The sequence below is a fragment of the Streptomyces sp. H27-H5 genome (assembly GCF_026627505.1).
Taxonomy (GTDB): domain Bacteria; phylum Actinomycetota; class Actinomycetes; order Streptomycetales; family Streptomycetaceae; genus Streptomyces.
Map to the genome: position 1 here is coordinate 1 of NZ_JAPNLK010000038.1, position 12,865 is coordinate 12,865.

Annotated in this window: 9 protein-coding genes; 1 reads left to right on the plus strand and 8 read right to left on the minus strand. The window is 71.6% G+C overall.

Annotated features, from left to right (window positions below; translation table 11 throughout):
- Positions 1 to 107 precede the first annotated feature (107 nt).
- The 3 genes from OTB19_RS19795 to OTB19_RS19805 form a co-directional block, all read right to left on the minus strand.
- Positions 108 to 950 (minus strand): RNA polymerase sigma factor, encoded by an 843-nt coding sequence (locus OTB19_RS19795; RefSeq protein ID WP_267799639.1) that lies wholly within the window; start codon positions 948 to 950, stop codon positions 108 to 110.
- Between the two features lie 141 nt (positions 951 to 1,091).
- Positions 1,092 to 2,483 carry a DUF1996 domain-containing protein gene (locus tag OTB19_RS19800; protein ID WP_267799640.1) on the minus strand — a complete coding sequence of 464 codons (1,392 nt, stop codon included), beginning with the start codon at positions 2,481 to 2,483 and terminating at the stop codon, positions 1,092 to 1,094.
- A gap of 9 nt (positions 2,484 to 2,492) precedes the next feature.
- Positions 2,493 to 3,161, minus strand: coding sequence for a DUF4142 domain-containing protein (locus OTB19_RS19805; protein ID WP_267799641.1), 669 nt, complete (start codon positions 3,159 to 3,161; stop codon positions 2,493 to 2,495).
- A 421-nt stretch (positions 3,162 to 3,582) separates the two neighbouring features.
- Here OTB19_RS19805 and OTB19_RS19810 point away from each other — a divergent pair, with 421 nt between their 5' ends.
- Complete coding sequence (locus OTB19_RS19810; RefSeq protein ID WP_267799642.1) at positions 3,583 to 5,145, plus strand: alpha/beta hydrolase; 1,563 nt, start codon at positions 3,583 to 3,585, stop codon at positions 5,143 to 5,145.
- 69 nt (positions 5,146 to 5,214) lie between these two features.
- On the opposite strand, the gene OTB19_RS19815 is transcribed toward OTB19_RS19810, so the two are convergent.
- From OTB19_RS19815 to OTB19_RS19835, 5 genes are all read right to left on the minus strand, one after another.
- A complete protein-coding gene (locus OTB19_RS19815; RefSeq protein ID WP_267799643.1) occupies positions 5,215 to 5,667 on the minus strand; it encodes an SRPBCC family protein in 453 nt (150 codons plus the stop codon).
- A 78-nt stretch (positions 5,668 to 5,745) separates the two neighbouring features.
- Positions 5,746 to 7,095 carry an MFS transporter gene (locus OTB19_RS19820; RefSeq protein ID WP_267799644.1) on the minus strand — a complete coding sequence of 450 codons (1,350 nt, stop codon included), beginning with the start codon at positions 7,093 to 7,095 and terminating at the stop codon, positions 5,746 to 5,748.
- Positions 7,092 to 7,505, minus strand: coding sequence for a PaaI family thioesterase (locus OTB19_RS19825; protein WP_267799645.1), 414 nt, complete (start codon positions 7,503 to 7,505; stop codon positions 7,092 to 7,094). Before OTB19_RS19825 ends, OTB19_RS19820 begins: the two co-directional genes overlap by 4 nt.
- 80 nt (positions 7,506 to 7,585) lie before the next feature.
- Positions 7,586 to 9,619 carry an NADPH-dependent 2,4-dienoyl-CoA reductase gene (locus tag OTB19_RS19830; RefSeq protein WP_267799646.1) on the minus strand — a complete coding sequence of 678 codons (2,034 nt, stop codon included), beginning with the start codon at positions 9,617 to 9,619 and terminating at the stop codon, positions 7,586 to 7,588.
- A 205-nt stretch (positions 9,620 to 9,824) separates the two neighbouring features.
- The gene (locus OTB19_RS19835) at positions 9,825 to 12,848 is read right to left on the minus strand and encodes an alpha-mannosidase (protein ID WP_267799648.1); all 3,024 of its coding nucleotides are present in this window, start codon (positions 12,846 to 12,848) and stop codon (positions 9,825 to 9,827) included.
- Positions 12,849 to 12,865: the final 17 nt, after the last annotated feature.

Consider the following 12,865-nt stretch of genomic DNA (forward strand, 5'->3'; position numbering starts at 1 on the left):
AATGGGAGCCGCCCCCCCCCCCGCAGGGGGGGGGGGTGGGCCGGCTCCCTTCGTGTGGACACCTTTCTCGGCGGCGCTTTCGCGTGGGTCTCCCGTTCACCACCCGGTCACAGGCCCGCGGCCAATCTCGGGGGGCCCGCGCGCAGTGCGGCGTTGAGATCGGTCAGCTCCCGGTAGGCCCGCGCGCAGGAGCGGCAGGACGAAAGGTGGCGGGCGAGGCGGCGGGAGACCCCGCGCCGCCTGACCGCGGCGCCGAGCAGGGTGGCGAAGTGGCGGCAGCGCGCGTCGTCGGCCGGGTCCACGTGGGCGCCCAGGTACGCCTCGCGCAGTCCCTCGCGGGCGCGAAAGGCCAGCGAGGTGACGGCGCTCTGGGTGATGCCCAGCAGTGCGGGGACCTGGTGTGGGCAATCGTCCTCGACGAGGGTGTGCCACAGCACGGCTCTCCACCGATCGGGCAGGGTGCGAAAGGAACGTGCGGCGAGTCGACGGTTCTCGCCGTCCACCAGCCGGCGTTGCGGATCGTCCCCCGAGGGGGCCGGGCGACACCAGGACTCGACGTCCGGCGTGAGGATCACGCGTTCGTCGCCGGCCCGCCACTCGACCGCCAGGTGCCGGACGACGGTGAGCAGGTACGGGCGCCAGTGGTCCCTTGGGCCGGCGCCGGAGCGGACGGCCTGGAGGGTGCGCAGGAAGGCCTCGGAGACGAGGTCCTCGGCGTCCTGCGGGAGCCGGGTACAGGCTCGGGCGCAGGCGAGGGCGGCGGGGCGGTGGCGTCGGTAGAGGAGCTCGAAGGCCTCGGGGTCCAGGGCGTCGCGGGCACAGGACCGTCTGATCCGTCGGATGAGTTCCCGATCGGACGCGCCGACACGGCCGGAGGCGCCGGTGTGACCGGACGCGCCGATGCGGCCGGGCGTGCGGGCCCGGCCGGATGTGTCTGAGGGGACCGACATGTCGCTCCTCACGTGCTCGGGGCCGTACGGGCCCCGTTCGGGACGGTAAAAAGGGCGGTGCCGGTCCGAAGTCGGCTTCGGACCGGCACCGCTCTCGGGGCGACGCGGGAGAGGTGGGAGGAGGGCGACGCCCCGAGAGTCTCAGCGGCAGGCGCGCCCGCCGTTGATGCACTGCACGGCCTTGTTCATCAGGTTGTTGTTCATGACGTTGATGAAGTCGCCGTGGTCGGTGACCGGCTTGTGCAGCTGCTCGGGGAAGCTGTCCACCGCGAACTTCGCGCCGGGCGCGACCCCGTACACGATGCGCTGGACCAACTGCGGGATGGCCTTGAAGCCGGCCGGGCAGGCGCCGTTGGCGGCGGCGAAGGCCACGTGGGTGCGGTGGTTGGCGCTGTCGGTGTTCTTGCCGTCCCAGCAGCTCTGGAACTTGAAGGTGCGCACCACGTCACTGCCCTTGGGGCAGATCGGGTACTTGTCCTTCAGTTGGCGGTTCTCGAAGCCCGTGCAGCTCCATGAGGCGTTCGCGTTGGCGTTGCCGTTGGTGAAGGCCTTGGCGTCACCGGTGATGATGCGCAGGAAGCGCGGCATGGCGGTGACCCGGCTGACGGGGCTGCCCTTGAAGTCGATCGTCACCTGCTTCGGCTGGAGGATGGTGCCCACGTTGGCGTCCTGGCCGCCGCCGGGGGCGTTGGCGTCCTTCTCGGCGCGTCCGTCGCGAAGGCGCAGGACGGGCCAGTAGTAGGTGGACTGGTCGCCGTTGGTGCACGTGGTTCCGGAGGCGGCCAGGCTGTTGTTGGTGGAGAAGGCGTCCGTTGTCCTGTTGCCGACGTAGTCGTGCATGTGGTGCGCGCCGTTGCTCACACCGGGGGCGACGATGACGTTGTCGGGGTTGAAGTGCTTCTCCTGGTTGCGTCCGCACTGCACGGACAGCTGGCCCCGGGAGGCGCCGGCCTTCGCGCCGGGGTTGGCCACGTTCGGCCTCACCGTGTTGATGGCGACGAAGTCGCTGCGTGCCGGCCCGCCGCCGTTCTTGCCCTTGGCGGCCTGCTGCTGGGGGGCGGCCTGGGCGTCGACCTGGGCTCCGGGCGCGTCCGGGATGTCGGCGGCGGCGGCCTGCTTCATCTCGCAGCCACCGAGGTTCTGCAACTGCCCGGCGTTGCCTCCCGACTTGTCGATCGCCTGCGACATGTCGGCGATGGTCTTGTCGCGCTTCTGCTTCAGCTCGCCGAGGAGGGCGCCGCCCTTGGCTCTGCCGGTGGCGAGGCGCTGGTAGGAGTCGGCGATCTGTGTGTCCAACTGTGCGAGTTTGGCGTCGACTTCGGGCTTGGCCTGGTCGGGCACCGCGCGAAGTTTGTCGCCCACGTCGGGACAGTCGATGGTGGCCGTCACCGGCGCCGTCCGCGCCGAGTCCTGCCCGGCGGATGCCCCCTGCGCGACGATCACGACCCCGCCGCCGCCCAGGACCAGGGCGGACACGATGGCGAGGGCCTTGTGCGTCGGCCGCAAGCGGCGTTTGTGGCCCTTTTGACTCATGCGATCACTTCACTTCGTCGGGGGTCGGGAAACAGTGGAGGGGGTGGGACTGGCGTCCACCAGGCCGTCGAAGTCGACCAGCCCGGTGGCTTCGAGGACCGAGATGTGGTCCAGGACAGTGGTGTTGGCGTCATTGGCCAACTCGCGGACCATGGAGTTGCGGGTCTGGGCCCGGATCTGGGCCACCAGCGCGAACACCTTGCCGTGGGCCCGGCGCAGCAGTTGGACGAACACGCGCTCGTACTCGTCGCCCTGGGCCGCGGTCATCTGGTTGAGCCAGCCCTGCTGCTGATCGCTCGGCCGGTCCGGCAGTTGGACGCCGAGGGCGCCTCCCACCTCGATGACGCGGCGGTCGAGTTCGGTGTGGCCTTCGACGAGGTGCTCCCCGGCGGTCCGCACCGTGGGGCGCGCACCGCGTTCCTGGGCTTGGCGCCCGGCGGGCAGTTCCCAGAGTCCGGCGAGGCGCACCTTGCGGATGAAGTCGCGGTCCTGGGGGGTCAGTGGACCGAAGGCGGTGCTCAGCACCCCGGCGCCGTCGTCGTCGCCCGCCGGGGCCGAGGCGGCCGCGGAGGCTCTGCCACCGAAGCTCTGCACGGGAATCAGCAGCGCGATCAACGTGAAGGCGAGGGCCCCGATGACCATGCCCGTTCCCATCACGTGTCTCGACGCGACCGACATGCTGCCGATGGAAGACCGGCGGATTGACGGCACTGTGCCTCCTTGCTGGTGGACCGGGAGGGACTCAGGGCCGGAGGGGTCGTGGGCGGCGTCTGACGCGCCGCCCAGGACCACAACCGTCCGAACTCCCGGGTGGCTAGGGACGCTAGCGCCAGTTGTGGTGTTCTTTTGGAAGGGCCATCACGAATGGACAAACATCCGGGCAACGCCTCGAAAGGCTGGTACGGTTCGGGCGCCCGGGGCACAAGTGACTGCCGCCCTTGCCCCTGCCTGGGCGAACGCCGCCTGGGTTTCGGCCAGTTGTCCGGAATTGCAGTCATTCGCGAGGAGCATGGAAGCCGCCCTTCGGGATGATTCGCCCGCGGCGCGGTGTGCCACATGGTGAGCGGGAACCGTCCCTCACCGAAAGGAACGGCACTTCGTGCACCTGAAGCGATTCGCACCCCTGCTCGCCGTCGGTCTCCTCGCCTCCGGCGTCCCACTGTTGTCCGCGACCGGGGCGTCCGCCGCTCCCGCGGACCCCGCCTCCGTACGCGGGCCCGCCTGGCACCGGTGCAGCCCGGACCAGCCGGCCTCGTACGAATGCGCGACCATCAAGGTTCCGCTGGATTACCAGCGCCCCCGCGGGCGCACGATCGACCTCGCGATATCCCGCGTCAAGAGCGAGAACCCGGCGAAGCGGCACGGGGTCATGCTGCTGAACCCGGGCGGGCCGGGCGGCAGCGGCCTCGAACTGCCGTTGATGATGAAGGAGTCGATGCCCCGGGAGGTCCGCGAGAAGTACGACCTCATCGGCTTCGACCCGCGCGGTGTCGGCTCCAGCAGCCCCATCACCTGCGGCCTCACCGACGCCGAGCAGAACATCGACCGGCCCTACCGGCCGGGGACCTTCCCCTCGGACGTGGCGTGGGCGCGCACCGTCGCGGACAAGTGTCGGCAGAAGGCCGGTGCGGTCCTCCCCCACATCAGCACCCGCAACACCGCCCGCGACATGGACGCGATCCGCGCCGCGCTGGGCGAGCGCAAGATCTCGTACGTGGGTTACTCGTACGGCACGTACCTGGGCGCCGTGTACACACAGATGTTCCCGCAGCGGACGGACCGCTTCGTCCTGGACAGCGGCGTCGATCCGCAGCGGATCTGGCGGGGCATGATCCAGGTCTGGGCGTCCGAGGCCGAGCCGGCGTTCAAGCGGTGGACGCAGTGGACCGCCGAGCGCGCGGGCGAGTTCCGGCTCGGGGACACGCCGAAGGCGGTGTCCGACACGTTCTGGGCACTGGTGGCGCGAGCCGACGCGGACCCGATCGTCCTCGAAGGACAGAAGATCACGGGGGACGACATCCGCGCCGCGCGCGGACTGTTCTTCTACCCGGCGCAGGCCGCTCCGCTCGTCCGGGAACTCAAGGACGCGGCCGAGGGCCGGCCGGCGGCTCCCGGCGCGGCGAACCGTTGGCGTTCCGTGCGGGCCGGCGCCGAGGAGCCCGCGTCGGACAACGGCAGCGCCGTCTTCTGGTCCGTGGTGTGTGCGGACACTGACAACTGGCCGCGCGATGCGGAGCGTTACCGTCGGGACGCGGCCAGGGACAAGATCGCGTACCCGCTGTACGGGGACATGGCGTCCAACATCAAGCCCTGCGCGTTCTGGCAGCGGCCGTTGGAGCCGGCCACCCCGATGCGGACCCGCGCGAACGTGCTGACCGTGCAGAACGAGTGGGACTCACAGACCCCCCTCGTCAGCGGCCAGGGCCTGCACCGTGCGCTGAAGGGCTCCCGGATGGTGCTGGCGGCGGGCGGCGAGGGGCACGGCGTGTACCTCGCCGACCCGACCTCCTGCGCGAACGCGCCGGTCAACGCCTACCTGGCCACGGGCCGGCTGCCCGCCGGGGACGTGACGTGCCGGTCCGCGCCGGGTGACGCGGACCGCCGCGAGGCGTCGGAGCGGCGCGGCCCGCTGCCGTTCCCGATCGGACCGCAGCGGTTCTGACGCGCTGCCCCGACCGTGGTCGGACGCGGCCCTGAGCATGAGGGGCGGGCCGGGGTACCGGGCCGTCCGTCAGCGGGGGGAGGACGCCTCCACGGCCGCCTTGATCCGGCGGCCGAAGTCGGGGGCGTCCTTGCGGGCCGCGCCCAGGGCGAGCCCGACGAGCAGCTTGCCGACGCCGTGCCCTTCGAGGGTGTTGAAGATCCGTACCCGAGTGCGATCTCCGGGCAGCGATTCGAAATCGTAGCCGCCGTTGGCGGTGACCAGGTTCCGGCTCAGCTCGGTCCAGCGGATCGAGCGGGGCGGGTCGAAGCCGTCGATCCGGAACTCCCGCCCCGTCTTCATTCCCGCGTCCTTGACGGTGCTGCGGAAGACCGAGCCGACGGCCGTCGGGCCCTCGGGGCTGCGGGTGATCTCCTGGACGCGCGGGCTGAACTGCGGGTCGTTGCGGCCGTCGGCCAGGTAGGCGAAGACCACCTCCACGGGACGGTCGATCTCGACGCTCGCCTCGAACTTTCCGGACATGCGCACTCCTCGGTGGATGATCCCCGGGACATGATCGCAGGCAGGCCACTCCCGCGCGCGTCGGCGGCGGCCGGGGGGTCAGCGGCGTCGTTCCGGCTTGGTGCGCCGTGCCTTCCCCCTGGCCGGTCCGCGCCCGGGCGATCCGGTGAGGGGCTCCTTCGGGCGGCCGGGCCGGCCGGAGCGCAGCGGGGTGAACAGTCCGGCCCCGACCAGCAGCAGGCAGAAGGCACCGGCGGCCAGGCTGATGGCCGGCACCCCGTGCGCCTGGGCCAGTCGGGTGAGAGCGGCCGCCCCCACCGGGCCCGAGGCGTTGTGCACGGTCCAGAACACGGAGGTGACGCGGCCCAGCAAAGGGTCCGGTGTCACCTCCTGGCGCAGGGTCATGGAGCAGACCCCGGCGACGGTGAGCCCGAACATGAACACGGCGGCCAGTGCGGCGATGGTCGGCACGTCCCGGCTCACGCCGATGCCCGCGACGGAGAGGCCGACCAGGGCGACGGAGCCCAGCCAGCAGGCGCCGAACCCGAGGAGGCGGCGCAGCCTCCCGGCGCAGAGGGCGCCGACGAGCGTGCCGAGACCGCTGACCGCGACGACGTAGCCGAGGGTGGCGGCGCTCTGCTGAAGGTCGCTCCGGACCCGGAAGAACAGCAGGTCGGTGGCGCCGACGGTGACGAAGGTCAGCAGGGTGAAGAGCACCGTCAGCGGGCGCAGCAGTTCGTGGGCCCACAGGAAGCGGAAGCCGACGAGGAACATCTCGCGCGCCTTCCGGGCCCCGCCGCCGGGCACCTGCTCCTCCCCCAACCCGTCCGGGGTGGGGCGCGGGGTGAGCCGTACCCACCGGAGGGTCGCGGCGGACACCAGGAAGGTGGCGCCGTCCACACCCAGGGCCCAGTCTTCGCCGACCCACGTGGCGATGGCCCCGGCGGCCACCGGCCCGACCAGGGTGCCCACGGCGAACGTGCTCATCAGTCGCCCGTTGGCGGCGGTGAGGTCCTCGGCGGGAACCAGGTTGGGGACGGCCGTCACGTACGCCACGTCGAACAGCGTCTTCAGCACGCCGACCACGGCGGTCATCAGGTACAGCAGCCAGATCCGGGGGCCCGCGAGCCACAGGAACGGCACCGCGCCCAGCAGGGCGGCGCGCGCCAGATCGCAGACGATCATCAGCCGGCGGCGGTCCACCCGGTCGACCACGTGGCCCGCGAACAGTCCCGTGCCGACCGCGGAGACCGCCGCGACGGCGGTGATCAGGCCCATCTGGGCGAGGGACCCGGTGGCATCGAGCACGAGCAGGGGCAGTGCGAAGAGCGAGATCGACCCGCCGATCACGGACAACGCCTGGCCGAGCCAGAAGACGTTGAAGTCCTTGTTGCGGGAGAGACGGGAGAGGTTCGACGGCCTGGTGGGTCCGGGCGCTGCCCCGCTCACCCGAGCAGCGCGTACACGGTGGAGGCCTTGGCGGCCGGCTCGTCGGAGCCGTCCGGCGTCATGGTGATGTCCGCGAACGCCATCCGCTTGCCGAGTTTGGTGATCCGTACGTCGATCAGCACGTCGGCCCCGATCACGGGACGTTGGAAGCTGGTCGACTGCTGGACGGTGGTCATGGGCCCGTACGCGCCGCGCGCGGCGGAGATCGCGATGACGGTGGCCGTGTCGGCGGCGGCCATCAGGGCCTGTCCGCTGAGCCCGCCGCCGTCCCGGGCCAGGTCGTCGGACCACGGCAGCCGCAGGACGGCGTGCCGTTCGCCGGTCTCCCGGACGGTGAGGCCGAGGGCGAGCACCCAGGGGGCGAAGTGGTCGGCGAGGATCTTGTCGGCGTCTGCGGGTGTCAGCGTCACCCGAGGAATTGTGGCGGCCCGGTCGGGCCGCCACAACACCTTTGATCCGCGCGGGATCCCGCGTCGTCGCGGGGTCGACCTCAGAGGCTCGCGGCCAGCTCCGTGCCCTGGCGGATGGCCCGCTTGGCGTCCAGTTCGGCGGCCACGTCGGCGCCGCCGATCAGGTGCGCGTCGACGCCGGCCGCGCGCAGCGCCTCGTACAGGTCGCGGCGCGGCTCCTGTCCGGTGCACAGGACGACCGTGTCGGCGGGGACCAGGCGCTGTTCGCCCTCGACGGTGATGTGCAGGCCCTCGTCGTCGATCCGGTCGTAGGTGGCCCCGGCCACGGAGACGACGCCCCGGTGCTTGAGTTCCGCGCGGTGGATCCAGCCGGTGGTGGTGCCGAGGTTCGCGCCGACCTTGGTGGCCTTGCGCTGGAGCAGGTGCACGCGGCGCGGGGACGCGGGGCGCTCGGCGGCGGTGAGGCCGCCCGGGCCGGTGTAGGCGGTGTCGACGCCCCAGTGACGGAAGTACACCTCGGGGTCCTGGGAGGCGCCTTCGCCGCTGTCGGTGAGGAACTCCGCGACGTCGAAGCCGATGCCGCCGGCGCCGACCACGGCCACCCGCTCGCCGACGGGCGCGCCGTCGCGCAGGACGTCGAGGTAGTTCACGACGTGGGGGTGGTCCACGCCCTCGATGGCCGGGGTCCGGGGGGTCACGCCGGTGGCGACGACGACCTCGTCGTAGCCCTGGAGGGTGTCCACGTCGGCGCGGGTGTTGAGGCGTACGTCGATCGCGTGGGCGGCGAGCTGCGTGCCGAAGTAGCGGATGGTCTCCTCGAACTCCTCCTTGCCCGGGATGCGGCGGGCGATGTCGAGCTGGCCGCCGATGTGGCCGGAGGCCTCGTAGAGGGTGACGGCGTGGCCGCGTTCGGCGGCCGAGACGGCGCAGGCCAGGCCGGCCGGGCCGGCGCCGACGATGGCGACGCGCTTCTTCAACTGGGTCGGTGACAGCACGAGTTCGGTCTCGTGGCAGGCGCGCGGGTTGACCAGGCAGCTGGTTATCTTGCCGCTGAAGGTGTGGTCGAGACAGGCCTGGTTGCAGCCGATGCAGGTGTTGATGGTCTCGGGGGCGCCGGCGCGGGCCTTGTTCACGAACTCCGCGTCCGCCAGGAAGGGGCGGGCCAGGGACACCAGGTCGGCGCGCCCGTCGGCCAGCAGCTCCTCGGCGATCTCCGGGGTGTTGATCCGGTTGCTGGTGACGAGCGGTACGGAGACCGCGCCCATCAGCCGCTTGGTGACCCAGGTGTAGGCGCCGCGCGGGACGGAGGTCGCGATGGTGGGGATGCGGGCCTCGTGCCAGCCGATGCCGGTGTTGATGATGGTCGCGCCGGCCGCCTCGATCTCCTTGGCGAGGTGGACGACCTCGTCGAGGGTGGAGCCGCCGGGGATCAGGTCCAGCATGGAGAGCCGGTAGATGAGGATGAAGTCCTCGCCGACGGCCGCGCGGGTGCGGCGGACGATCTCCAGCGGGAAGCGCACCCGGTTCTCGTACGCGCCGCCCCAGCGGTCGGTGCGCCTGTTGGTGGCGGCGGCGATGAACTCGTTGACCAGGTAGCCCTCGGAGCCCATGATCTCGACGCCGTCGTAGCCCGCGAGCTTGGCGAGCCGGGCGGCGCGGACGAAGTCCTCGATGGTCCGCTCGACCTCGATGTCCGTCAGCTCGTTCGGGACGAAGGGGCTGATGGGAGCCTGGAGCGGGCTGGGGGCGACCAGGTCCTTGTGGTAGGCGTAGCGGCCGAAGTGGAGGATCTGCATCGCGATCTTCCCGCCCTCGGCGTGCACGGCCTCGGTGATCACCCGGTGCTCGGCGGCCTCGTCCTCGGTGGTGAGGCGGGAGCCGCCCTCGAAGGGGCGACCGGCGTCGTTGGGGGCGATGCCGCCCGTGACGATCAGGCCGGCGCCGCCGCGGGCGCGCTCGGCGTAGAAGGCGGCGAGGCGCTCGAAGCCGCCCGCGTGCTCTTCGAGCCCGGTGTGCATCGAGCCCATGATCACGCGGTTCGGCAGGGTGGTGAAGCCGAGGTCCAGGGGGCTGAGCAGGTGCGGGTACCGGCTCTGGGAACTCTGCGGACTCATCGGGGTGTGCCTCCTCGCGCGGGGGGTGATGAACCTGTTCTAGCGAGGCGCGGAGTCTTTTGCAACTAGGTGCATAACCGATACCGGGGCGGTTCCGGGCGTTTCGCCCCGGGAATCGCGTGACGCACGGCCCGGGCTCCCTCGGGCTGTGGCACAGCTCACGAGGCGCGGCCCCGGCCCAGGGGATCGGGCCGAGGCCGGCGCGTCAGGCCCGACGCAGGCGGACCGTCACGATCTGGAACGGGCGCAGGGTCAACCGCACCGTGCCGTCGGCCGCCGGGGCGCCGACGGCCGTGCCCTCCAGCGGCCGCTCCAGTAGGTCGCTCTCGACGGCCGCCGAGATCGGGAAGCCCGCCGTCATCCTGGCGACGGCCCGGCCGCCCCGGGACTCGTACAGGCGGACGATCACGTCTCCGCCGCGGTCCTCGGCGAGCTTGACCGCCTCGACGACCACCGCGTCGTCGTCCACGACCACCAGCGGGGCGACCGGTCCGGCGCCGGTGACGACCCGCTCCGGCAGGTTCAGCGCGTGGCCCTCCCGTACGGCGTCCCCGAGGCTCGCGCCGGGCGCGAGCGAGTGGCGCAGGGTGTGGGTGCCCTGGTCGGTCTCCGGGTCGGGGTAGCGCGGGGCCCGCAACAGGGACAGTCGGACCGTGGTGGTCTGGCCGCCGTCGAGCCGCACGTCCCGGGTCACGTCGTGCCCGTAGGTGGACTCGTTGAGCAGCGCGACCCCCCATCCGGGCTCCTCCACGTGGATCCACCGGTGCGCGCAGATCTCGAACTTGGCCGCCTCCCATGAGGTGTTGACATGGGTGGGCCGGTGGACGTGCCCGAACTGGGTTTCCGAGGCGCAGCGTTCGGCCTTCACGTCGAGCGGGAAGGCGGCCTTGAGGAACTTCTCCGTCTCGTGCCAGTCCACCTCGGTGACCAGGTCCACCGTCCTGGCTCCCGCTCGAAGGGTGATCGACTGCGTCGCCCGGGAGGAGCCGAAGGAGCGGGTGACCCGTACGGTCGCCGCCTCCGGGCCGTTCTCCGTGACCTCCAGGGCGTCCCACTCCACGAGGTCGGTGACGCGGTGGCGGTAGAAGGCCTCGATGTCCCAGGCGTCCCACATGTTGGGGAAGTCGGGGTGGATCTGGAGCAGGTTGGCCGCGCTTCCCGGCGCGAGCGACTCCCGGTCCGCCTCCAGGTCGTACGCCGACACGATCAGGCCCCGGCCGTCGATCTCCACGCGCAGCCGCCCGTTGACGAGGATGTGCCCGGCGGCGGGTCGCTCCCGGACCGTGACCGACCGGCCTGCCGGCGCCGGCAGGCCCGCGCCGCCCGCGGGGACGCCGCGTCGGGCGTGCGGGGCGCAATTGAACACCAGGCGTTCCGTACCCTCCCCCGCCAGCGCGAGCTGCGCGGCGCGGGTGATCGCCGTCAGCTCCTCCCGGACCCTCGCGTACGTCTCGCGCGCCTCGCGGTGTACCCAGGCGATGGAGGATCCGGGCAGGATGTCGTGGAACTGGTGCAGCAGCACGGTCTTCCAGATCCGCTCCAGGTCCTCGTACGGGTAGACGTGCCCCGGCACCCGCACCGCGGCGGTCGATGCCCACAACTCGGCTTCGCGCAGGAGGGATTCGCTGTGCCGGTTGCCCTGTTTGGTCTTGGCCTGGGAGGTGTAGGTGCCGCGGTGGAGCTCCAGGTACAGCTCGCCGGCCCAGACGGGGGCGTCCTCGTACTCGGCGTGGGCCTTCTCGAAGAAGGCGTCGGGCCGCTCGATCTCGACGCGCGGTGATCCCTCCAGGTTCCGCTGGCGGCGGGCCCGGGCCAGGTGTTCGCGGGTGGGTCCGCCGCCGCCGTCGCCCCAGCCGAAGGGGGCGAGCGAGCGTGAACCACGCCCCTTCTCACGGTAGTTGCGTGCCGCGTGCGCGAGCTGCGCTCCGCCGAGGTCGCAGTTGTAGGTGTCGACGGGTGGGAAGTGGGTGAAGACTCGGCTGCCGTCGATGCCCTCCCACCAGAAGGTGTGGTGCGGGAAGGCGTTGACCTGGGACCAGGAGATCTTCTGGGTGAGGAACCAGCGGGCGCCGGACAGTTTGACGATCTGGGGCATGGCGGCGGTGTAGCCGAAGGAGTCGGGCAGCCAGACGTTGTGGGTCTCGATGCCGAACTCGTCGAGGAAGAACTTCTTGCCGTAGAGGAATTGGCGGGCCATGGCCTCGCCGCCGACCATGTTGGTGTCGGACTCGACCCACATGCCGCCCACCGGCACGAACTGCCCGTCCGCGATCTTCTTCTTGATCCGCTCGAAGAGTTCGGGGCGATGGGTCTTGATCCAGTCGAACTGTTGGGCCTGGGACATCGCGAAGACGAACTCGGGGTGCTCGTCCATCAGGTTGACCATGTTGGAGGTGGTGCGGGACACCTTCCGAACCGTCTCGCGCAGCGGCCACAGCCAGGCCGAGTCGATGTGGGCGTGGCCGACCGCGCTGATCCGGTGCGCGGAGGCGTGGGCGGGCGCGGCGAGGACGGCGGCGAGCCGCGCGCGGGCCGCGCCGGCCGTGCCGGGGACGTCGCCGAGGTCCACCGCGTCCAGCGACGCGTCGACGGCGCGCAGGATCTCGTACCGCCGGGCGTCGTCCGCGGCGAGCTGCGTCATCAGGTCGTGGAGGACTTCGAGGTCCTGGACGAGTTCCCAGACCTCGCTCTCGAAGACGACCAGGTCCATCCGGGCGAGCCGGTAGAGGGGCCGGTCCGCGCTGGTCAGTCGGTCGCCCTCGTGGGTGGCGCGGTGATCGACGAGCACGGGGTTGGCGGCGGCCTCGACGTACCACTCGACCCGCTCGCCGCCCTCCGCGAGGTCGGTGACGCGAACCCAGTCGTTGTAGGGGTTGAGTGCCTTGATCTCGGTGCCGTCGGCGCGGTGGACCAGGCCCTCGCACTGGAAGCCGGGCATCATCCGGTCGAAGCCGAGGTCGAGGACGGCTTCGACGGCGCGGCCCGCGTGGTCGGCCGGGACCACACCGGTGACCTTGAACCAGGTGGTGCCCCAGGCCGGACCCCACGGTTCGCCGACGCCGCAGGGCTCGTACGGCGCGGTGAGGCCTTCGGCCACGGGGACGGGCTCGCCCGGGGCGTCCCAGCGCTCGACGGTGAGCGGGACCGGGCGGGAGCGCACGGCGGGTTTGATCCGTTCCGTGAGGACCCGGCGGAGGCGGAGTTCGGTGACGCTGCTGTCGTCGTGCATGACGGCTGCTCCAGGAG

What these genes read in the sequence shown, in the direction of transcription:
- OTB19_RS19795 (WP_267799639.1), bottom strand. Translation starts at nt 950, where the DNA reads ATGTCGGTCCCCTCAGACACATCCGGCCGGGCCCGCACGCCCGGCCGC.
- OTB19_RS19815 (WP_267799643.1), bottom strand. Translation starts at nt 5,667, where the DNA reads ATGTCCGGAAAGTTCGAGGCGAGCGTCGAGATCGACCGTCCCGTGGAG.
- OTB19_RS19805 (WP_267799641.1), bottom strand. Translation starts at nt 3,161, where the DNA reads ATGTCGGTCGCGTCGAGACACGTGATGGGAACGGGCATGGTCATCGGG.
- OTB19_RS19830 (WP_267799646.1), bottom strand. Translation starts at nt 9,619, where the DNA reads ATGAGTCCGCAGAGTTCCCAGAGCCGGTACCCGCACCTGCTCAGCCCC.
- OTB19_RS19835 (WP_267799648.1), bottom strand. Translation starts at nt 12,848, where the DNA reads ATGCACGACGACAGCAGCGTCACCGAACTCCGCCTCCGCCGGGTCCTC.
- OTB19_RS19800 (WP_267799640.1), bottom strand. Translation starts at nt 2,483, where the DNA reads ATGAGTCAAAAGGGCCACAAACGCCGCTTGCGGCCGACGCACAAGGCC.